Here is a 22,541-nt window from a genome sequence, read left to right as displayed (position 1 = left end):
TTGAAAGCAAAACCTATGGGGTCGGAGTGACTGGATTAATAATGGCTTCAATGGCTTGCTTAAAGTCATCAAAGGATAGTGTCTGCATTCCCCGCCCATTAAGGATAAAAGTGGGAGTGCTTGATACCCCAATGACAGATGCAATCTGAGACTGATCCTGGATCAGCTGGGAGTACTTCCCAGAATCGAAGCACTCGTTGAAGGCCTTTGTATCTAAATCAAGGTCAGCCGCGAACTGCTTCAGATTATCCTGGCTGAAAGCCCCTTGATTCTCGCCGTTTTGGTGGCTGAATAGATAATCATGAAATTCCCAATAAGCATCTTGGTCACCTGCGCACTCAGCTGCTTCAGCTGCCCAAAATGATTCATCCCCAAGGAATGTAAATGGAAAATATCCGAAGCGTACTTTACCCGTATCGACATAATCTTTTATGAGCTGACGACCCGCGTCAGTGGCAAATTGCCCACAGTAGGGTCATTGATAATCGCTAAATTCGATCAGCGTTACGGGAGCGTTTGCGTTACCCATGAAATGATTCGTTTTACTGACGACATAAGCCATTAAATCATCACGGGTTTTGAAGGCCGCAATCGTTGGATCGATGGTAGGAGTTGGTACCGAAACCTGAACTCCCGACTGGGTTGGTGCAGTGGTTGCCACCGCAGCAACTTCTCCGGTGGTCACAGGGCTCTTGCTGATTATGCCGCGACCGAAATACCCGACCAGCAACCCAACCACCAGCATGATCACAGCCAGAGCGGGAGTCCACCATGACTGGATCACCACAGTCAGGGCGGGCTTTTCTCCTTGAGGTTGGTCTGTCATTAATATAACTCCTAAAATAGTGTGGGCACAATTTTATCATACCAGCTAAGCTATCCACCGGATCGAGTTATTCAGTGGCTCCTTTGAGAAATAGTCAGACAATACGCCGGAATCGCTCCAGCTTGCATATTTGTTAGGAAGAGATTAAAATAATCAAAATAATCAGGGAACAAGGTAAACACAATTCGCTCGTTGTAACAAGCGAGATGAAAGCAAGATTCCAATCGAGAAGCTGGATGCGTTATTTTAGTTGTCTGGGGTGATTGGATGAAGCACATCAAACCAGGGGACGGGCGAAGAAATCAGTATTTCTAACCACTCACACTGAATCACCGTTTTTCACAATGCCTGTCGTGAGCGGCATTTTTAACCATAACCAACCAAAATATAGAGGAGATGCCATGAAAAGAATAACTGCTTTCTGCTTATCTGCCATGCTTCTGGTAAGCATGGTTTTGTTGATGCCCACATCATTAACAGCCACAGCATCACCGTCGGTTGACCTGTTTTTCTCGGAATATATCGAGGGGTCAAGTAACAATAAAGCCCTGGAGATATACAACGGGACTGGCTCAGCCATAAACCTGGCTGCAGGCGGATACAATGTTCAGATGTTTTTTAACGGGAGTGCGACTGCAGGGTTGACCATAAACCTCACCGGAACTGTAGCCGATGGGGATGTATATGTACTCGCCCAATCATCTGCTAACGCCACCATTTTAGCTCAAGCTGACCAGACGAATGGCGCTGGATGGTTCAATGGTGACGACGCAGTCATCCTGCGCAAGGGCACCGATATCATCGATGTAATCGGCCAGATTGGCTTTGACCCGGGGACAGAATGGGGGAGTGGCCTGGTGAGCACCGCGGACAATACCATGAGGCGTATCGACACAATTTGTGCTGGTGACCCAATAGGAAGCGATGCATTTAGTCCATCCATTGAATGGACCGGGTTTGCTCAAGACACTTTTGATGGACTGGGTACACATACTTCCTCGTGCGCCCCTACCACATTAGAGCCTGTGATCAATGAGTTCTCAGCCAGCACAGTGGGGACGGATGTGGAATATGTTGAAGTCTTCGGTTCAGCAAGCACCGATTACTCAGCGTACACCATCCTTGAGATCGAAGGTGATACCACTGGCGCGGGTGTGGTTGATGAGATGATTTCAGTTGGCGCCACGGATGCGAGCGGGTTCTGGCTTCAGAACCTTGCTGCCAATGCACTGGAGAACGGCACGCTGAGCCTTCTGCTGGTCAAAGATTTCACTGGAGCACTCAATAATGATCTTGACACCAACAATGACGGTGTATTCGAAGTCACTCCGTGGAGCCTGATCGCAGATAGTGTATCGGTAAACGACGGTGGGGCTGGAGATATAACTTATGGCCCTCCCTCGCTAGGTATTTCCTACGACGGTCTGCCTTATGCACCCGGTGGCGCTTCACGCTTCCCGGATGGTGCTGACACCGATGCTGCTACCGATTGGGTCCGCAATGACTTTGACCTGGCGGGCATACCTGGCTACGCAGGCACAATCGTCTTGGGCGAGGCTTACAATACGCCGGGGGCACCCAACCAGATCTACGTGCCACCACCTGAAGCCTGTGGCGATCCCTTTACACCTATCTATGAAGTACAAGGAAGTGGACTGACCAGCCCGCTGGTTGGCACCGAGGTTGCCCTGGAAGGGATCGTCGTGGGTGATTTTCAGAATAATGCAACGCCTGACAATGGAAATTTGAATGGCTTCCACGTCCAGGACGCAGCCGGAGACGGGAACTCTGCTACCTCGGATGGCGTGTTTATCTATGCTCCTGGTGCAGTGAATGTCTTCGTTGGTGATGGTGTGCGCGTACGGGGGAATGTATCCGAATACAACGGGATGACTGAGGTGACAGTGAGCCAATTATGGATTTGCTCTGCTGGGAACAGCGTGGCAGCCACCCCAATTTCCCTGCCTGTGGAGAGCCTGGACGATTTTGAGCCATACGAGGGCATGCTGGTAACCTTCCCCCAGACACTGTATATCTCTGAATATTTTAACTTCGACCGCTATGGCGAGAGCGTATTGACCGCCGACCGGCAGTACACTCCAACCGTCCTCTATGAACCCGGCTCTCCTGAACAAGCGGCCTTAACCCAGGCGAACCTGCTTAGCCGCATCACGCTGGATGACGGGCGCAGCGCACAGAACCTTGATCCAGCGCTCCATCCCAACGGCGCGGTCTTTAACCTTACCAACCTTTTCCGAGGTGGCGATACCCTTACGAACGTCACCGGGGTGATGGACTATAGTTACGAGTTATACCGCATCCAGCCCACACAGGGAGCAGCCTATTCTTCAACGAACCCTCGAACAGCCTATCCGGACGATGTTGGTGGAAACTTGAAGGTAGCCTCCTTTAACCTGCTGAATTACTTCACGACCATTGACACGGGCGCTTTTATCTGTGGCCCAGCAAGTGACCAGGAATGCCGGGGGGCTGATACGGCGGAGGAATTCACCCGCCAGCGAGCCAAGATCGTGGCTGCCCTGTCAGCCATCAATGCCGATGTTGTTGGGCTGATTGAGATCGAGAATCATCCTGGTGATGTACCCACGGCGGATCTGGTGAGTGGCCTGAACGAGGCGTTGGGAGAGAGTACATATGATTACATTGCCACGGGTGCTATCGGCACAGATGCCATCCGCGTGGCGTTGATCTATAAGCCAGCCACGGTCACTCCACTCGGAGCCTATGCCATCCTTGACTCATCTGTTGACCCTCGCTTCCTGGACGATAAAAATCGACCGGTCTTAGCCCAAACCTTCCAATCCAACTCGACGGGTGGAATTTTCACGATGGCCGTCAACCACCTCAAGTCGAAGGGTTCGGATTGTAATGATGTGGGGGATCCAGATCTTCTTGATGGTGCCGGCAACTGCAACCTGACACGCATGTATGCGGCACAAGCCCTGGTGGACTGGCTGGCAGGCGACCCAACCGGAAGCGGTGACCAGGATTACATCATCATGGGGGATCTCAATTCCTACACCAAGGAAGACCCGATCGATGCGATCATAGCCGGACCGGATGATATGATCGGCACTGCCGACGACTACGTCAACCTCGTCGACCAATATAATGGCATGTATGCTTATACCTATGTCTTCGATGGCCAGGAGGGTTACCTGGACCAGGCCCTGGCAAGCGCTAATCTGGTGCCGCAGGTTACGGGCGTAACGGAATGGCATATCAATGCAGACGAGCCTGATCTCATCGATTATGACATGACGTTCAAGCTACCTGCACAGGATGCGCTCTATGCGCCGGATGCATTCCGCTCCTCGGATCATGATCCCGTGATCGTGGGTTTGAACGTGTGCGACGAGATCGCACCCGCGCTGGAGGTATCCGTGAATCAGGCTGTGCTGTGGCCGCCCAATCACCAGTACACAACGGTGGTTGCCACAGTAGTTGCGTGGGACAACTTTGACCCAGATCCAACCATAACATTGGTTTCAGTGACATCGAATGAACCGGACAATGGCCTGGGCGATGGCGACAAGCCAAACGACATCGTCATTTTGGATACATATACCTTATTATTGCGAGCTGAGCGTTCAGGACTTGGCCAAGGCAGGGTCTATACGATCACTTACCAGGTGACAGATGCCTGTGGAAATAGCACTCTTGCGTCAGTCACCGTACGCGTGCCACGCGATTTAAGCCAATAAAGGAATAAAATGATGCCCGAAGGGGCTGCTCAAATAAGGGCAGCCCCTTTGAATTTATCTCGTGTCAATCGAAAATGAATGATGAGCGTAATCCTACAGCTATCACTGAATTGCTTCAATTCAGTTTCAGCTCTTGTCTTTTAGAGAGCCGTTTTCACAAGAATTATTATTACTTGCTCGGTCATTCAAACTTGCCGATTGGATGACTTTAAATAGCGAGTTTTTTTATCAATACCTGAAATGGGGGAAGTTGATTATGGCTTACTGATCATTACAACCGGAAGGTAAACTTCTTGCCAGGTTTTCGTTGGGATCACCTGGTAGGACAATCCGTCTGCTGAAGTAATCAAGATTGTCCCAAGCAAATCTGTCCGCCAGATACTCGAACCACTGGCTATCAAGCGTGAAAGCGTCTCAGCCCCAGGATGCCCATAGGGGTTAGGACCAACAGAAATAACGGAATCGTCTGGTTGAACCGCCCCTAGGAATTCGGAGCTGGAGCTGTAATTGCTGCCGTGATGGGCTACCTTCAGGATATCCGCGGCAACGGGTGTCTGTCGCGCCAGGACTTGCGCCTCAACCGTACTGTCAATATCCCCGCTGAACAGGGTGTCAACTTCGTTATGATCGAGCAGCAACACCAGTGAGGCTGCGTTCGTGTCAGGATCGGCCAAACCTGAGGGTGGATTGAGAACATACGCAGTGGTTGCGCCCCAGTGCAATTCACCTGGAAATTGAGCGACGGTCAAAACCAGGCCTTCATTTTCAACTGCGCTGGCGAAGTTTTTCCAGGTTTGCGTATACCCTGGGTAGCCATTATAAATCACAGAATCGACCAGGATATCCGTCGCAGCCAAGACGCTGATCAATCCGCCGATATGGTCACTATCGGGATGCGAAGCGATAATTGCACTAAGTTCGGTTACATCCATCGCCCGCAGATATGCCAACACCACTGGACCGGCGGGTACCGGTCCGCCGTCGATTAATATGTTGAAACCCTCAAAAGTTTGAATTAATGCCGCATCTCCCTGGCCCACATCGATAAAGGAAATTTGAAGCGAGTATTCCTGATTTGACGCACCCCTATCAAGGTAGGCCAGGGAGCAAAAGACAATGAATGCTATCGCAACCAGTGAACGGACTCTAGCTTTCATTCATACCTTGTTGGTTGAATGACCAGCTGCAGGTTGTTACACCTGACTCGGCTTTCACGCGAATTGATGTTCCAATATTACTGTTGTCCGAATTTAGCGTTTCTTCCGTGGCCAATTTCGCCAGAGTGGTTCACGACGTAGGTGGTAATGGTTTTGGCTCGGCGGGCTGAAGCTTGTTTTGATTTTCCATCAGGTAGCTGGTCCTGCGGGTATTTTCCTCGACATCGATCAATAAATATATGCCTTCACCAAAGGCCACCAGCATGAGGGAGATCAATCCGCCATAAAGGATCACGAGAAGGCCAAGCAGTAATCCGCCAACCAGGCCCCCCAGGAATCCCGCGCCAGTGGTACTGGTTCCGAACTCCTGCGCAAGCGTCTCCGCCGTTGTCCCTCCTATGACGGTAAGACCACACACTGCCAGGGCAGACAGAATGGTGAGGACCAGAAATATGTAGCCGACCACCCGAAAGATGGAGCCGATTGTCCTTAAAGCATGATATTTGTGCGCCATTTCTTCATCCTTTCCTTTATGAGACATTCAAGTGTTTGGTATTAACGACGGTTTAGATCTTTTAGGAACAGTATCTGCCTGTATCTTCACTTCCTTTCACACGATGATCACATGAAGCACCACTATTAATACGGATCGCTGACTGATAAGTTGGCAGCCAATACTCCCCCAGGATGGACCTTTCCAGTATACAACAATTTTTCATGTGGAGCAATTTCCTGACCCGATCACTTCGTCTAAAACATCAAAGTCGCTCATGCATTATCTGGCGATTTCACCTCCTGGAAACTGCCGGTTCGGATGCATGGATAATCACATATAATCAGAAAATCCATGCTTTCGATCACCTCTGACTATTATCAAAGTGAAGGCGACACACTCCCGTACCTCCGGCGTATTGCCGAAGCCGGTTTCACCCACGTCCACTGGTGCCACCACTGGTCCAACGATTATCTCTATTCAGATGACGAAATCGGTGAAATTAAGGCATGGTTCAAGCAATTCAATTTACTACTTTTGAACCTGCATGCCAGCCAGGGAAGGGAAAAGTATTGGGTTTCATTTGACGATACGCGGCGCCTGGCTGGCCTGGAACTGGTTAAAAACCGCATCGCAATGACCGCCCGCCTGGGTGGAAACGTAACGATCATCCACATCCCAACCACCGAGCCTCATGAATTTCGCACGGCCCGGATGGTCCAAATCCGCAGGTCATTGGACGAGCTGGAAGCTTTTACACGCAGCCGGGCAGTCCGCCTGGCCCTGGAAAACATGGATGGCGATGATTTTTTGGTGCTGGAAACGCTGCTGGCGGAGTATGACCCAGTTTACCTTGGCTTATGTTTCGATTCAGGACATGCCAACCTGGGTGGACCCGGGCTGGAGAAGCTGGACCAGCTAAAAGGACGGTTGATCGCCCTGCACCTGCACGATAACGATGGGGTGAGCGATCAGCATAAGATCCCCTTCACTGGCAGCGTGAACTGGCCTGAGCTGGCCAGGGTAATCGCGTCCTCGGCATACCAGGCATGTGTGAACCTGGAGGTGGGCATCCATCACACCGGTTACCAGGATGAAATGTCATTTTTGCAACATTCTCACCAGGCGGGGGAGAAGCTGACAGCCATGATCGAGTCAGGGCGCAATGACGTAATGAGCCAACAAGGTAGCCCTCACGAAACCTGACTTTGCCCATTCCTGTCATAGATATACCTGGATATGCTTGCCTGATGTGAATACGCAAACAAAAACCTGCCTGAAAATTCCAGGCAGGTTTCATGGAAAGCGTTACAACAGGCGCTTAGGTGTGCATCTCGTTCAGTCTACCAAACTCCTTGCGAGTGTCTTGCAGGACTTTGGTATAGTACTTATTGTAGGTGCAGCAGCCAATCGGTCGCTGGCGGATGAGCAGTTCCAGGCAGTTGTCACAGGTGGTGCAATAGTTGATTTCCTTCTCCCGGCCTTCGCGCAGCTTTAATGGTAACAATGGGTCAGCCAAAGACTGGCGGCCTACTGCAACCATATCTACGTAGCCCTTGGAGATATTTTGGGCCCCGTATGCCAACAAGTGGCTGTCCTTGGAGCTCACCGCTTGCAGCTTGCTTTTACCTTTGCCGAACACCGAATAGTTAGAGCCGATCACGACCGTTTCCTTCTTCAGGTTCTCCCGCATCTCTTTAGCAAAATACTGGTGCAGGTAGGCGAAATAGGGGTGGTCCTTATCCGCCTGTGTCAGGCTGATAGTGATCGATGGGCTACCGGCAGATTGGATGAAGTACTGAGCACCGCGTTCTTCCAGGCCTTTCACTAGGTCGATGGGTTCAGTCAGGTCGATCACCGGGGTATCGGGCCCAGCCGTGCCAAAGCCACCCGGAAAGCCTTCCCAGACCGAGATTTTGGAGCCGATCAGGAAGTTTTTGTCTGGCACTGCCTTTTGGATGCGTTCGTAAAGATCGAAGGCAAACTGGCGCCGGTTCTCCCATTTACCACCGTATTTCCACTTGCGGGTGTTGTACGGGCGCAGGATCTGTGAGCCGAGGTAGCCATGGCAGAACTTCATGTCGATCCCATCCGCGCCTGAATCGTAAGTGATCTTGGCAGCCAGGACGAAGTCATCCATGATCTTTTCAAATTCGTCTTCGGTGAAGACATCCGCCTTAAAGCCCGGCAGGGGTCTTACTGACAGGCGCTTTGAAAACTCAGGATTGCTCAGCTCACCAGAATGGGTTAACTGATAGATGAAGATTGTCTTGGGGTTGACCTCACGCAGGCGCTGGACAAACTTCGTCAGGGCGGGCAGGTTTTGAGGCATGATGAACAGCTGGTTCAGGCGCGAGCGGTTTTTATCGGTGATGGTGATCGCCTCCAGGCTGACCATGCCAGCCTCGCCCTTGAAAAGGTTCTCGTAGCGGGCGTAGGTCAGGTCAGATGGATTTCCCTCAAAATCAGCATCGGTGCATTCCATTGCCTGGCTAAAGAAACGGTTCTCACTGCGATGCGTGCCGATCATGATCGGGGTAAGCAGGATATCTCTAGGTTCCATGTGCAGTTTCCTCCAGTAAGATTTTACATCAGGGATAACTTTTTATGTAAATACCAATAATACGCAACCGGCTAAAGCTTTTCGCAAAATTCAAGCGTTACGCCGTTCGGGTCGAGAAACAGAAGCACCCGCATGCCCAGGTCAGGTAGAGCGCAGGTCGGCAAGGTGATTTGAACCCCGTCAGACCGTAAACGAGCCTCATGTGCTGCCACATCCTCAACCTGGAAGGCGATATGCCTGAGACCCACCTCATCCTCAGCACGTGGGTTGGCAGGATTCTTACCATGGTAATCAAACAGCTCCAGGCGAGAGCCACCCGGTAAGGCGAAATACGTGATGGTGAACTCCCCCATATCCACCGTTTGCTGTTGGGTTAACCCCAGGATGCGGCCGTAATAATCGAGGGATTTCTGGATATCAGTGACATTGATCGAGACGTGATCGATCTGCTTGATCTTCACGGGTAAGCTCCTTGGTTACAACAAATATGCGCCTACAGTCAGCCCATTATCCTTGAGCTGCCTGCCCGGTAATCCTATAACATCTCGCGCTTGGTGACTTCAGGTGAGACGAAGATCTTGAACAGGCTGGGGTCACGGCGTAGCTCATGCAAAGCCCACTCCAGGTCTTCCAACGGGACCTTCATGGAGAACAGCGGCTTCGGGTTAATCCGCCCAGCGGAGATGAGCGTCATGGCATCTGGCCAGTCGGCCCCAACCCCGGCGCACGAACCGGTGACTTTCTTTTCACCCAGCACGAATTCAAAAGGCCGCATGCGCATTACATCCTGCTCGCCGGTGATGCCAAAGGCTGAGAGCTTGCCACCCCTGCGTAGCATGGCGAAGGCTTGCTCGTAGGTCTCAACCGTCCCCACTGCTTCGATAGCGTAATCTGCGCCGCGGCCGTTGGTCAGGCGCATCACCTCTGCTACCGGGTCTGCTACATCATCAATATGGATGGCATAATCGGCGCCCATGTCCTTGGCAATCTGCAAGCGCTTGCGGTTATCACCAAAGATGATGACCGGGGCGCAGGCGCGTAGGACTGCCATGCGAGCGTGCAGCACGCCCAAGCCGCATCCAATGATCGCCACACTGCTGCCCAGACAGGCATCCATGGCTTTGGCGGCATGGATTACACAGGAGACTGGTTCTATGAAAGCGCCCTCCTCAAAGCTCAGGTTGTCGGGCAGCTTGTGCAGCAGGGCAACCGGGGCTTTGACATATTCGGCGAACGTGCCGTCGGTGTGAATACCAAGCTGGGTGAAGCTATCGCACAGCAGTTTTTGCCCGTGCAGGCAGTAGAAGCACGTCCCGCAGCTCATGTTGATGTCGGCTGTAACCCGGTCACCTTCCTTGAAGCCGTTATTGTTCTTCCCGATGCGGGCGATGACGCCGGAAAATTCATGCCCAGCGATCATGGGCAGCTTATCGGCAGAATACCAGCCGTTGTAGATGCTCCAATCCGTGCCGCAGATACCCGTGTTTTTGACCTTGATGAGCACATCATCATCACCGATCTCCGGAATGGGTACCTCTTTTACTTTAATGACCCCAACCTTCTCAAAAACTGCTGCTTTCATCATATTTGACATATCATCTGCTCCTTGAGCTTATAATCTCTATTGGAATAAAACGTCGTGGCGGCCTTCGTAAGGTTTATCAATCATCAGTGGTTTTAAGTAGGCGATCGTCTTGGTGATGCCATCATTGCGGCTCATGGTCACATCCTCGTGCTCGTATGACATGACATAATCATAGCCGATCAGGGATAGCTCGGTGATGACCTTCTTCCATGGCACCGAACCCCAGCCGGGGATTCTGAAGCGGAACCCACGCCCAAGGCGCTGCCAATCACCCTGTGGGATGACACCCGAACGACGCACGTTGTGTACCACCACTTCCCCATCCTTGGCATGCACGTGGAAGATCTTGCCCGCCAAAGCATCGATGAAGTTCTCCACATCGATGCCCAGGTAGATCAGGTTGGCAGGGTCGAAGTTGAAACCGAATTCCTTGCGCCCACCCATCAGCTCTACGGCGCGCAGGGCAGTCTCCACATTGTAGGCCAGCTCATTGGGGTGTGGCTCGTGGGCAAACTTGACCCCGTATTCGCCAAATTTATCCAGGATCTTGCCCCAGCGTTCAACAAACTCAGCTTCCATGTCAGACCAACCCTTCGAGTATGGCCAGGGGAAGAAACGCCCAAAATTCTCACAACCGATGAAACCGGTGACCACCGGCACTTCCAAGGCATTGGCAGCCTGGGCGGTCTTGATCATGCGCTCGGTGCCAAACTTGATCTTCTCCTCCTTGGTACCCGGACAGATCGCGTCGGTATCCTTACCATACGGACCTAACACAATCTGGCCTTCAGGGTGGTTGGCCAGGGCCGAAATGATCAGGCCGTAGTCTTTCACCAGCTTTTTCAGCTCAGCTGCCTTGTTGCCCTTGACGATCTCCTCAATATCCAGGTGGGGATTGTTGGCAAAGGCAGGCATCTCCACAGCCCCGTACCCCAGGCTTGACGCCATTTTGAACACATCTTCAATTTGCGTATCCAGAAACGTAGCCGTAAATAAACCTATTTTCATATTCTATTCCTTTCTATGAGAGTTTTGATGGATTGCATTGACGATCCAAATTGCAAGTTGAAAGATTTTTAACGCTGTTCCTCCAGGCTGAAATTTTCATTTCCTTTGGCTATCTTAATCATTCAATGATGCCATTGAACCAATCATCCGGGCGATGCTTGTGCCTGCGTACTTGTAAATAAAGCACAGTGTATGGAATGGGAGTACGCATCAGCCACATTCGGGTCAAGCCATGAAGATTAGTTATATTTTCAACACCGCTGAAGGTAGAGGAGCTGATTTTCATCGTCATGATCTTAGGGTACCACCAGCGGTGTACCGTGCGCCATGGCTTCGTCTACGATCTTGATCCCTGCTTTAAGCTTCACACCAAAACGACAGGCACCGGCCGCATACATTTCCAGGAGTGTATCCAGGGTGCGAATGCCGCCGGAAGCTTTGATCTTGATGCGATCACCCACCAAAGACTGGATCAATTGAACATCCTGCACAGTGGTACCCCGGTCGGCCCAACCGGTGCCGGTTTTTATGTAAGAGGCACCTGATTGCAGACAGATCGCACAAGCCGCGGCGGTTTCAGCTGCGGTCAGGAGCATAATTTCGATGATCACCTTGACCGGGATGGGATCCACGGTGGCAATAACTGAGCGGATATCGCTTTCCACTTCCGCCAGCTCACCTGAGCGTAGCTTGCCAATATTCATGACCATGTCGATCTCGTCACAGCCAGCTACGGCAAGCTCCTTGGCTTGATTGATTTTTATGGTAGTGGAATCGGAGCCCGATGGGAAACTCACATTTCCAACCAGATGAACCTCTGGGTGACTGTTGAGCAGCTGTTTGGTGAGGGGAATGAAGCTCTGCAACACTGAAACATGGCCAAACCTGTACTTGATGGCCGCGCGAACCATCTCCTCAACGTCTGCCCGGGAGGAAGCCGTCCGGACGCACGAAAGGTCGATCATCCTGGCAATGTCACCTGGGTTTAGATTCATACCAGTCTCACCGTTCGTCGAACCACTTCAAAGAATCTCCTCCAGGATCTCTACCGCATCCAGGATACATTTCCGGCAGGTGGTCTTAAATAATCCGAGCTCCACCACCTTGGCCCGTTCCACCGCATCCATCAGGTTATGCCCGATCAGTTCACGGCAGTAGATGGACCCATTCCGTTCTTTAAATTTTTCAGCTGCCTCCGCCACCAGACGGTAGGTAGTTTCCGTCTCGTACCCGTAGCGAGTACCGTCAGTCTTATCCTTGCCGTACTTCATCCCGATCACCATGAACGCCCCGGTGAGGGCCCCGCACACCTCACACATACGGCCCATTCCTGAGCCAAAGCCTGTTGCCAGACGAAGTGCCAGCCCCTCTTCTAGTCCGAAATCACCTGCATAAGAGGCCAGTACGGACTGAGCGCATCCATAGCCACGCTCGTGGTATCCTGCTGCCAGGTCCGTTTTTTTCATGGTCAGGTTGCCTGTCATTTGCCGCGCATCGTTGAAGCAGCCTGGTTCAGCTGATCGAACAGCGCGGGCGTCAGATCAAAGTGCATCACCTGGGCGACCACCTGAGTCCAGCCGTGGACGAAATACAGCCAACCATCCTCCACTCTCACCTTGCGGCTTTCCACCTGCGCCAGTGATTGGTGCATGAAGTCTAGCTCACCGCGGTAATTAAATTCCCAGGCGATGCTGTGCATCGGGAACTTGCCATCCCAGGTGATGGGCGAGCCAGGGGTGTCTTTACCCATGCCGGTGGCATTGATGACAATGCTGTAAGGAGGGAACTTCTCCATGATCTTGTCATTGACTGCGGGGTCGGAGTTGCAGATATATTCAATCTCAATGTCGGTGCTTAGGCCGCTTACCATTTCCCTGGCATGATCCAGCCGGCCTTGTGAGCGGTTGACAAAGGTGAACCTGGCAGGCCGATCAGCCTTATTTTTCTTATTGATCAGGTGTAACAATGTAGCGACCCCCGAGCCACCGGCCCCAAAGCATAATACCTGGCCGTTTGTTCGCCCAAAATAACCCGGCTCGATGATGGCATCCAGGCTGGCGCCTGAGGTGAGCGGGTCTTTGGCGTGGCCTTCCAGTCGGCCTTCCAGCTTGGAAATGCAGGAGACCTCGCCGGTGATCAGGGCATAAGGATCGAGATACTCGAACATATCGCGGGCCGCACTGAGCAAGTCAATCTTGTGTGTGGTTACCAGTGCACCCAAAGATAGTGGGTCAACCTTGATCTGGGCAACTGCCTGGCGATATGCCTCAGGCTTATCGTGAATTTTGCAGTCAATCCCTTCCATCACCACTTCTTCCCGCCCAAGAATCTTCATCCAGAGTGGGAAGACTTTCATAATCGAAGATTTGGTGGTGGTGACACCAATAAAATAAAACGTGGGAATAGTTTTAGTTACTACATGGTAATTTTGATCAGTCATACTCGCTATCCTTCAATAGGGCTCTTATGCTGTAAAAAAAACAGTTGAATCATTCCTCGAGGTTTTTCATGCCCCTGGTCACTGGCAACGGGGGTTGTCGATGATCTCAGGACCGCCGGGTCCGTCAACGACCAGTTTGCGGAATCCCTGGCGTTCGATGGTCCCGTAATCATGCCCAGCATTACCCGGGTAAGCGAAGAACATCACCAAATCATCCTGGCGGGAGGTACACACCGAGCGGTGTGCCCAGCGAGGCGGCACATATAAAACTTCACCAGGAACAAGCCGTACCACTGAAGTGTCACCTTCAGGAGTTTCCATCACCATGTAGCCTTCGCCGCGCAGGCAGTAATACATTTCGGCAGTATCCAACACAGAATGGAAGTGCCCCTTGGTCATATTGAATTCATTGCCAACCTTTCCGGGATGGACGAATGTGACACCCATCAGCAGCTCGCCTTCAATTTCGGGGCGTTTGATCTCGTAGACTTCATAGATCAACCGGTCATCTTCGTCCAGCATTTGCTGGTACGTTTCCTGGTCCAGGAATTGACCGCGCAGTGCTGATAGGCGCCGCGTGATGTGGTTATCCACTCTGGAGGGGATCACCTGCGGCATGGGCAGTGTAAAAGCAAAAGGTAAGTCTACCATCATATTCTCCTGAACTCTCTTTAATTTATCCCGGCCAACCGCTGTGCGATGTTCCCACCCAGCAACTGTTTGCAAACACTTTCCGGGTAATCTTTTTTAATAAGTTTTGCCTGGATCTCACCAGGCAGGCTCTTTAGCCCGGGACCACTACCCAGGTTGTGATAAAGGGCTACTTCAGCCATATCGGTGGCCAGGGCAACCCGGTTCGAGTAACCTGCACTAACCATCTCGTCGATCAGCAGCCAAAGCAGCCTCTCCGGCTCATACTTGGGCCGGTAAAAGGTATCATACTCAAGCATCACTCCCAGGCTGGCAAGGGCCTGATGCAGGCTGATGTCTGGCCGCTTATCCATGTGGCAGAACACCAGCTGGTGAGGTGATACCCCTCGATCTTCAAAGTAATTTAGTGCTTTCTCAGCCAGGGCACCTTTTTCGGTGTGGATCTCTATCACAGCTCCGGTTCTTCCAGCTGTGCGTGCCGCCCCTTCCAAAGCTGAGTGCGGGCACTTTGCCCAGGTTGCTTCCAAGGCAATCTTGATGAATCCGGCCCGACAGGTTACGGGTGAGCCGATGGTTTCTGTCAGACCATCCTGCAGCTCAGCGAACAAGTAATCTGACACTTTCTGAGCATCAGCCTCCCACAGCCAGAAGCCCTGGGCGTAATACTTGCGGCGATGAAATCCCGTACAGGCAATGATATTCACCTGGGAGGCCATCGAAAGCTCGATGAGCTTATTCCCGTTACGGCCACAACCACCCGGCTGGCAATCCAACAGGCTTGATCCTCCCTGCTCTTGGTACTCCACCAATTCTTTAAGGATCGAGGCGTATTGATCTAGAACCGGGCTGCCAGGGTTCGCCCCAGAAACAGGCTCGATCCACACGTGATTATGAGCGTCAGTGATGCCCAGTTGCTCATGGGTGACTGGCCCCAGCACAGTGATGATCGGTTTGGGCGAAGTTGTCATTCGTTTTACGGTACAAGCACGATCTTGAGCGATTTCCCATCTTCCGCAGCGGCAAAGGCTTGCACGGCTTCTGCCAGTGGGAAACGCTGGCTAACGATATCGGAGAGATCGACCAGGCCAGAATTGACGATGCGGGTAGCCTGCCAGCAATCAGCTGTGCTGCAGGCTGTGGTTCCGGTGATGACCAGCTCCTTGTAATGCACCAGGTTGGAATTGAAATTGATCACCGGCCGATCCTTGGGGAGACCACCAAAGAAATTAATCCTCCCGCCGATTGCTGCCAGGTCGAGGGCACTTTCCTGTAAGACGTGCACAGGGGCAGCAACAATGACGATATCCGCGCCTCTGCCGTTGCTTTCCTCGTTCAGGACCTCTTTCAGATCTTCAACCGTGGGATTTACCACCCGGTCTGCTCCCATCTGCCTGGCCTGGGCTGCCCGTTGGGGTGCAGGCTCGCTTACCAGGATGCGACCCGCGCCGCGTGCTCGGGTAAGCTTAAGGTGCATCACGCCGATTGGCCCAGCACCCATGATTAAGACAACTTCACCGGGTTGCATTCGCAGGGCATTCTGACCCCTGAGCACACAGGCGAAGGGTTCCACCAGGGCGGCTACAGCCGGATCGACCGCTTCGCTGATGGGGATCACGTTGCCCTGCCGGACCGAATTGGCCGGGATACGCACATATTCCGCAAAACCACCATCGGAAGTCACCCCGATGGCATCGTAATTGGCACACAGGTTATTGTTTCCAGACACACATTGCTCACAATGACCACAACCAGTATTGGGGGCAACAAAAACGCGCTGTCCGATGGTGTAGTTATCCACTTCGGTACCGATCTCTGCGATCGTGCCCACCACTTCATGCCCGGGGATGCGTATGGTGCTGGGCGGATACATGCGGTGGTTGCCGTGGAGGATGCGTAAGTCAGTCCCACAGATGCTGGCACTGACGACCTTTACCAATATCTCGCCCTTTTCTACTCCAGGGATAGGCACATCTTCCAGGCGCAGGTCATTTGGACCGTGATAAACAGCAGCTAACATAGCTCCTCGCTCACCCCAGGCTTACGCCTGGAGGATCTCCTTCAGGTAAACAGGGCGTTGCTCAATGAAGGATTTCGTACCCGCAAGAACACCTGCCACAGCCCAACGTCCGTCGATACCGCCAGCACGGGGTTGGGTTTCATTTTGAATGCAGGAGACGAAGTGTTGCATTTCATTTATATACGCCCATTTGAAACGCTCAGGCCAGGTGCGGTAGATGGGGGTGACCAGGCCATGATCACGGTCGGTACAGACGACCAGCGCCTGACCTTTCAGCTCACCGATCTGCAGGATGCCTTTCTCGCCGACGATTTCAACTCGGGCATCGTAACCGTATCCACAAGGACAGACCCCTGAGATCAACCCCAGGCCACCGTTTTCGAATTTTACGTTGACCAAGACGTTGTCATAGAAATTAGGTGTATCCACGTTATTAGCGGCACCCTTGAAATTCGCCACTTCGGTGTACACCCGCTCAAGGTTCGAGCCCATGAACCAACGCAGGGTATCCCAGTCATGGCTATTGACCTCCGCCAGCATCCCGTTGGAGGTCTTGAGATCGCGCGCCCAGGAAGGCGGCAGACCTGGCCCATGGGTGTTGGTTTTAATCATCATGGGCTGGCCGATCTCACCCGCTTCGATACGCTCGGCTGCCACTATAAATTCGGGGTCGAAACGGCGCATGAACCCCAGCTGTAAAAGCACGGCGTTCTTTTCAACCACATCAAGGATCGCATCGCACTCAGCCAAAGATAGAGCCATGGGTTTCTCAAGGAAGACGTGCTTCTTGTGTTCTGCTGCTAAGGCTGCGATAGGCAGGTGGGTGGGAGTGGGGGTGGTGATCACCACCGCATCGAAGTCCACCTTTTCGAGGGCATTTTCGAGCGCATCGAACTGTCTATCAATATTAAATTCGCGAGCTGTTTCCTGGCGTACGTTTTCCATCATTTCAACCAGGGCGACGATCTCCGCCCCAGGGACGTATCCGGTGATGGCGCGGGAGTGGTTCTTACCCACCCTACCACCCCCAATCATACAGATCTTAATCGGTTTTTTCATTCGCATTCCTCAATATATGGTTAAAGTAAATTCAAGCAAACAGTCACACTGTATAAAACTGGTTAATCGCTTCTTCCAGATGAATATATCTTTCGACCAGAGGCTGGTATATTTCGTGATTTTCCTTGGAGGGGTTGAAAGGTTTGCCGTTCAGTATGGCGGTGTGTTCGGCATGCGAGGCCAGGTCATCGATCAGACCGGCGGCTTTCCCAGCGATCATGGCAGCCCCCCAGGCACCAAATTCATTGCCCTTCAAGCGCTGGTAAGGTACATTGAGCACATCTGCCTTGATCTGGTTCCAAATGGGGCTGCGGGCTCCACCACCTACCACGCGGGCCTCGACCAGCACCAGGTCAGGCAGGGATTCCTTCAAAATTTTCAGGTAATAGGCATACTCATAGGCGATGCTTTCCAGGATTGCCCGGGTGAAGTGCGCCTGGGTGTGTGACCAGGAAAGGCCCATCCACGCCCCGCGCATCTCCGGGCTAGAGGGACAGATGCGGCCTCCCAGGTGGGGTGAGAAGAACAGCCCATCCGCACCCGGTGCAACAGCTTCAACCTGGGCCAGCATCTGTGTGTAGAGATCTACCTCGGGTACTGGAAGGGCCTCACCGCGGGATCGGTTGAAGAATTGGTCACGGTACCAGCGCAAGGCAATCCCGCCCCCGCCGATATATGCCAGCGGGTTCCACAAGCCGGGGATTACCGACCGCATCGTTATTAAAGCCCGGTGCTGGGTGTCGGCTACAAATTTGCTGGTGCAGCCCGCCAGGACGGCCGCCGTGCCAGCCACATCGAAGAGCATGCCTGCGTGAACGATGCCCGCCCCCAGGGCGTTGGCGGCAGTATCCCCGGCACCAGCCGCGATGAGCGTGCCTGGCGCCAGCCCGAACTCTTTTGCCGGACCTTCTTGCACCTCGCCCACCACCGCATAGGGTTCAATGATCCTGGGAAGTTTATCCATATCCAACCCAAAGCGGCTGCATAATTCTTCCGACCATTGCGTATTCTGCGCATCGGAAAAACCAGTAAAGTGAATAAAGGTGTGGTCGATGAAGGCCTGGTCACCTCTCAACCCAGCCAACCTGCCCGCCACATAGCCGCAGGGCGTCAAGAACTTTGCAATGCGGGCGTAGGTTTCGGGCTGCTCATGCTTCCACCACAGCATCTTGGGGCCATGATCACACGTGGGTGGGCAGCCGGTGAGCTGGGTCACCCTATCGCCAGCCTCCTTGTCCATCCAGGCGATGTAAGGTTGGCAGCGCATATCCAGCCACGAGTCAAACCTGCCCGCCGGGCGATAATCATCATCTATCATCCCTATACCTGCCATCTGCGAATCAAATGCAATGCCAGCAATATCTTTGGGGGCGATCCCACTGGTTTCAATGCAGCGCTTTATGGTTTGGGCAGCTGAGGTATAGAAATCCTCATTTTCCTGCTCCACCACGCCGGGCCTGGGGTAATAAATAGGTACCTCAACCGTAGCCTCCGAGACGAGGGTCCCGTCAATCTGGTACAGCGCCGCTTTGGTACTGCTCGTGCCAAGGTCCACGCCTATCAGGTATTTTTTCTGCATGTGTTCTCCGTCCACCTTCAGATTGGATTTGAGAAATCGACCGGTTTTCAGCTACCTGGAACTACCGTTGGTTGCCAGGTTTTGGTGAGTAGATGCACGGCTTCCAGCGACCTCAACCGGTTTCGGGGGTAACTCGCGCCGCCTGACCAGCTCAACTTCAAAACGCGAGCGGTCGCCGCGGTGCAAGGCGTGATAATACTCAATCGGGCGCCCCTCCTCCGCATAACTGACACTATCGAGCATCAACAGCGGAGCTCCACGCTCAATCCCTAGCAGGGCAGCTTCGTGCTCGTTGGCCAAGACCGCCTCAATGTTGCGCTTACCCCTGGCAATAAAAATATTACATTGCTGCTCAAGAAACTCATACAAGGATCGATTGGTCAGGTCAACACTCGCTATTGCCGGGCAAATCTCATACGGGATATAGGTGGTGTCTAATTGAATTGGTTCGTCATTCGCAAAGCGCAAGCGCTGGATTTCCACCACCTTTTCGCCGGGCTCAATGCCAAGGTAGCGCGCCACTTTTTCACTGGCGGGGTTTACCTCCTGGAGGAGCACTTTGGAATGAGGTGTCAAACCCCGTTCAACCATATCCTGGTAAAAGCCGGTCAACTTCTGAGCCAGCCCTTCACTGATCTTGGGTGGCGAAACGAAAGTGCCTTTCCCTTTTTGACGAGTGATCACACCTTCATATTCCAATTCCCTTAGCGCCTGGCGCACCACCGTACGGCTGATTTGAAAACTTTCACACAAACCCTGCTCGCCCGGTATCTGGCTTCCCGGAAGCCATTCACCTAGATGGACTTTTTCACGCAGGATGTCCATCAATTGGATGTAATAAGGAATATGACTGGCAAAATCAATAGAGTCTTTCACATTGCCCTCCTCAGCTTACATCGAAATTGTTGTAATCCTGTCATTACAACTGATTATAGGAATAAACACCTCACATGTCAATAGAAGGGTGAGAAACCAGACTCATCGAAGGCATAAAAGGAAGGCAGTATAATTATCTTCGCAAACGATAATAATTAAACAATATAATTTATAAATTTGCGAGGCAATGTTTCCGAAGCGGCTGAAGATTGGATCTGAATAAGTAGAGATGAGCGCGATTTCAGAGTTCGCAGAAGTGCCTACATTCAATATCAGTATCTCAATAAGGGACACTATCTTAACTTGAACGATGAAGACTTAATCGTTATAATAATGTTATCCTGTAATGACAAGTAGACAATTTTGTTGTTTATCCAATCGGATCATCCAGGCTTATCAATGGGCTAAATAAAACCGAATATCCTATATGGAAACCATAATCATAAGTTCACCATACTTAATTCAGGAGGCATAAAATGAAAGTTGGCATCGACAGTTATTGTTACCATCGTTTTTTTGGTGAGGTTTACCCAGATCAAAAACCACCTGCCAAGAATATGACCATGCAGGATTTCCTGAAACGTGCCAGGGAGCTTGGCGTGGATGGGGTTTCGCTCGAATCGTGCTTCTTCCCCACGGGAGTCGACAAGGCATGGTTTAAAGACTTGAAAGCCCAGCTGGATGAGTATAAATTCGATCGTGTCTATGCTTGGGGGCACCCGGATGGCCTCGAACGTGGTCAGAATTGGACCGCCTACGACGAGATGGTGGCAGGCATCCCAAACGCCGTCCAGATCGGCGCCGACGTGATGCGCGTGGTCGGCAGCAGCCTGATGTTCCGCCATGAACCGCATGGTCCGCAAATCGAAGCACTGGTCAAGATGTTCAAGCAAGCAGTGGTAGTAGCTAAAGACCACGGTGTAAAGCTGGCGGTTGAGAATCATATCGACTTTACCTCGGCGGAAATCCTCCAACTGATGGAATCAGTCGATTCGGAATATTTCGGATTGAATTTTGATACCGGCAACTTCTTGCGCCTGCTGGATGACCCCGTCAAAGGCATGGAAAAACTCGCCCCGCATACCCTGGCAACGCACGTCAAGGACCTTATGCCCGACAAGAATGCCAAGCCAACCGACTGGCATTTCTTTGCCGGCGTTCCGGTGGGAATGGGCCTGATTAATAACCAGGCGCTGGCTGAAATGCTTCATAAGGCCAATTTCAAGGGCTTCCTGGCCGTAGAAATCGATCACCCGCACACTGATTGGACGGAACGCGAGGATGAAGCGGTTGCCCTAAGCGTCACGGAATTGAAGAGAATTGCGGCAGCTTTAAATTAGGCAGAAACGGGAATATTTTAGAAAAAGGAGAGCATGCCTTGAAAAAACTAAACGTAGCCATTATTGGAACCGGCTTCATGGGTAAAGCCCACAGCAACGGCTGGAGACAGGCGCCAAAGTTCTTCCAATTGGGAATTGAGCCAGTGTTGAAGGTAGCGTGTGACACAGAAGTGGATTGCACCTCCAATTTTGCCAAGAACTGGGGTTGGGAAGATATCGAGACCGATTGGCGTAAAGTGATCGAACGCAAGGATGTGGATATTATCGATATCTGCACACCAACCTGGCTGCACCAGGATATGGCCATTGCAGCTGCAAAACATGGAAAGCACATTTTCTGCGAAAAGCCGATCACGCTGAACTATGACGGGGCCAAAGAAATGTTCGAAGCTGCCGAAAAAGCCGGTGTGGTACACTACCTGAACCACAACTACCGCCGTGCTCCAGCAGTGAGCTTCGCTAAAAAGTTGATCGAAGAAGGAAAGATCGGCACGATCTACCACTGGCGCGGCACTTACTTGCAGGACTGGATCACCGACCCGAAATTTCCATTGACCTGGCACTTGCAGAAGAAATTTGCCGGTGCCGGACCGCACTATGATTTGAACTCGCATAGTGTTGACCTGGGGCGCTACCTGGTAGGTGACATTCAGGCTGTAACCGCCCTGATGAAGACCTTCATCCCTGAGCGACCCTTGCCCGGTAAAGGTGCAGGTACTTTCAAAGCTGGCACCGGCGCTACGGATGTTGGTAAAGTCACCGTTGATGATGCCGCTTTCATGCTGGTGGAATTCGAGAACGGTGCCCTGGGATCCTTCGAGGCCAGCCGTTTCGCCAATGGGCGCAAGAACTACAACTACTTCGAAATCTACGGCAGCAAGGGTAGTCTGGTCTTCAACCTGGAACGCATGAATGAACTTCAGTACCTTGACCTGTCAGATACAGCCGATGAACAGGGCTTCCGGACCATCCTGGTGACCAATTCCACCCACCCATACGTAGCAGCCTGGTGGCCGCCCGGTCACATCATTGGTTACGAGCACGAATTTGTGCATGCCATGGTGGATTTCCTGGGTGCCATTGAGAAAGGCACCAAGATCGCACCGAACTTCTATGACGGAATGAAGGCCATGCAGGTTTTGGAAGCAGGAATTAAATCTGCCGAGACAGGTAAAAAAGTAACGGTTGCTGATATTAAGTAAATGTGTTTTTGGTTGCCCAA

General features: G+C 52.1%; 21 protein-coding genes. 4 read left to right on the top strand and 17 right to left on the bottom strand.

Annotated features, from left to right (window positions below; genetic code table 11):
* Positions 1–13 precede the first annotated feature (13 nt).
* Together C3F13_00660 and C3F13_00655 are read right to left on the bottom strand one after the other, a co-directional pair.
* Positions 14–433: a hypothetical protein gene (locus C3F13_00660; GenBank protein PWB56735.1), complete on the bottom strand. Its 420-nt coding sequence runs from the start codon at positions 431–433 to the stop codon at positions 14–16.
* A gap of 42 nt (positions 434–475) precedes the next feature.
* Positions 476–826, bottom strand: a complete 351-nt coding sequence (locus C3F13_00655) for a hypothetical protein (protein ID PWB56618.1) — start codon at positions 824–826, stop codon at positions 476–478.
* A 401-nt stretch (positions 827–1,227) separates the two neighbouring features.
* Here C3F13_00655 and C3F13_00650 point away from each other — a divergent pair, with 401 nt between their 5' ends.
* A complete protein-coding gene (locus tag C3F13_00650; protein ID PWB56617.1) occupies positions 1,228–4,551 on the top strand; it encodes an endonuclease/exonuclease/phosphatase in 3,324 nt (1,107 codons plus the stop codon).
* Between the two features lie 254 nt (positions 4,552–4,805).
* Here the strand turns inward: C3F13_00650 and C3F13_00645 are convergent, their stop codons facing one another.
* Both C3F13_00645 and C3F13_00640 read right to left on the bottom strand, forming a co-directional pair.
* Complete coding sequence (locus C3F13_00645) at positions 4,806–5,708, bottom strand: MBL fold metallo-hydrolase (protein ID PWB56616.1); 903 nt, start codon at positions 5,706–5,708, stop codon at positions 4,806–4,808.
* Between the two features lie 130 nt (positions 5,709–5,838).
* A complete protein-coding gene (locus tag C3F13_00640; GenBank protein PWB56615.1) occupies positions 5,839–6,222 on the bottom strand; it encodes a hypothetical protein in 384 nt (127 codons plus the stop codon).
* Positions 6,223–6,555: 333 nt separating this feature from the next.
* Between C3F13_00640 and C3F13_00635 the strand changes: the two genes are divergently transcribed.
* Complete coding sequence (locus C3F13_00635) at positions 6,556–7,407, top strand: hypothetical protein (protein PWB56614.1); 852 nt, start codon at positions 6,556–6,558, stop codon at positions 7,405–7,407.
* A gap of 115 nt (positions 7,408–7,522) precedes the next feature.
* On the opposite strand, the gene C3F13_00630 is transcribed toward C3F13_00635, so the two are convergent.
* From C3F13_00630 to C3F13_00570, 13 genes are all read right to left on the bottom strand, one after another.
* Positions 7,523–8,764, bottom strand: a complete 1,242-nt coding sequence (locus C3F13_00630) for a 2,4-dienoyl-CoA reductase (protein PWB56613.1) — start codon at positions 8,762–8,764, stop codon at positions 7,523–7,525.
* A gap of 71 nt (positions 8,765–8,835) precedes the next feature.
* Positions 8,836–9,225, bottom strand: coding sequence for a hypothetical protein (locus C3F13_00625; protein PWB56612.1), 390 nt, complete (start codon positions 9,223–9,225; stop codon positions 8,836–8,838).
* 74 nt (positions 9,226–9,299) lie between these two features.
* On the bottom strand, positions 9,300–10,358 hold the full coding sequence (locus tag C3F13_00620) for an alcohol dehydrogenase (GenBank protein PWB56611.1): 1,059 nt from the start codon (positions 10,356–10,358) through the stop codon (positions 9,300–9,302).
* Positions 10,359–10,385: 27 nt separating this feature from the next.
* Positions 10,386–11,357, bottom strand: coding sequence for a sugar phosphate isomerase/epimerase (locus C3F13_00615; GenBank protein PWB56610.1), 972 nt, complete (start codon positions 11,355–11,357; stop codon positions 10,386–10,388).
* 296 nt (positions 11,358–11,653) lie between these two features.
* A complete protein-coding gene (deoC, locus tag C3F13_00610; protein ID PWB56609.1) occupies positions 11,654–12,352 on the bottom strand; it encodes a deoxyribose-phosphate aldolase in 699 nt (232 codons plus the stop codon).
* A gap of 27 nt (positions 12,353–12,379) precedes the next feature.
* On the bottom strand, positions 12,380–12,823 hold the full coding sequence (locus C3F13_00605; GenBank protein PWB56734.1) for a hypothetical protein: 444 nt from the start codon (positions 12,821–12,823) through the stop codon (positions 12,380–12,382).
* A 14-nt stretch (positions 12,824–12,837) separates the two neighbouring features.
* The gene (locus tag C3F13_00600) at positions 12,838–13,797 is read right to left on the bottom strand and encodes a shikimate dehydrogenase (protein PWB56608.1); all 960 of its coding nucleotides are present in this window, start codon (positions 13,795–13,797) and stop codon (positions 12,838–12,840) included.
* A 78-nt stretch (positions 13,798–13,875) separates the two neighbouring features.
* A complete protein-coding gene (locus C3F13_00595) occupies positions 13,876–14,448 on the bottom strand; it encodes a glucose-6-phosphate isomerase (GenBank protein PWB56607.1) in 573 nt (190 codons plus the stop codon).
* A 20-nt stretch (positions 14,449–14,468) separates the two neighbouring features.
* The gene (locus tag C3F13_00590; GenBank protein PWB56606.1) at positions 14,469–15,416 is read right to left on the bottom strand and encodes a hypothetical protein; all 948 of its coding nucleotides are present in this window, start codon (positions 15,414–15,416) and stop codon (positions 14,469–14,471) included.
* 5 nt (positions 15,417–15,421) lie between these two features.
* Complete coding sequence (locus C3F13_00585; protein ID PWB56605.1) at positions 15,422–16,465, bottom strand: Zn-dependent alcohol dehydrogenase; 1,044 nt, start codon at positions 16,463–16,465, stop codon at positions 15,422–15,424.
* A 21-nt stretch (positions 16,466–16,486) separates the two neighbouring features.
* Positions 16,487–17,530 (bottom strand): oxidoreductase, encoded by a 1,044-nt coding sequence (locus C3F13_00580; GenBank protein ID PWB56604.1) that lies wholly within the window; start codon positions 17,528–17,530, stop codon positions 16,487–16,489.
* 37 nt (positions 17,531–17,567) lie between these two features.
* Positions 17,568–19,103, bottom strand: a complete 1,536-nt coding sequence (locus C3F13_00575; protein PWB56603.1) for a xylulose kinase — start codon at positions 19,101–19,103, stop codon at positions 17,568–17,570.
* A gap of 51 nt (positions 19,104–19,154) precedes the next feature.
* Complete coding sequence (locus C3F13_00570; protein ID PWB56733.1) at positions 19,155–19,928, bottom strand: GntR family transcriptional regulator; 774 nt, start codon at positions 19,926–19,928, stop codon at positions 19,155–19,157.
* Between the two features lie 527 nt (positions 19,929–20,455).
* Here C3F13_00570 and C3F13_00565 point away from each other — a divergent pair.
* Complete coding sequence (locus tag C3F13_00565; protein PWB56602.1) at positions 20,456–21,319, top strand: hypothetical protein; 864 nt, start codon at positions 20,456–20,458, stop codon at positions 21,317–21,319.
* A 38-nt stretch (positions 21,320–21,357) separates the two neighbouring features.
* The gene (locus C3F13_00560; protein PWB56601.1) at positions 21,358–22,521 is read left to right on the top strand and encodes a dehydrogenase; all 1,164 of its coding nucleotides are present in this window, start codon (positions 21,358–21,360) and stop codon (positions 22,519–22,521) included.
* Positions 22,522–22,541: the final 20 nt, after the last annotated feature.

It is taken from the genome of Anaerolineales bacterium (genome assembly GCA_003105035.1).
Lineage (GTDB): Bacteria > Chloroflexota > Anaerolineae > Anaerolineales > UBA4823 > FEB-25.
Note: the sequence above shows the minus strand (reverse complement) of the source record. Positions and strands in the feature narration are given on the sequence as shown.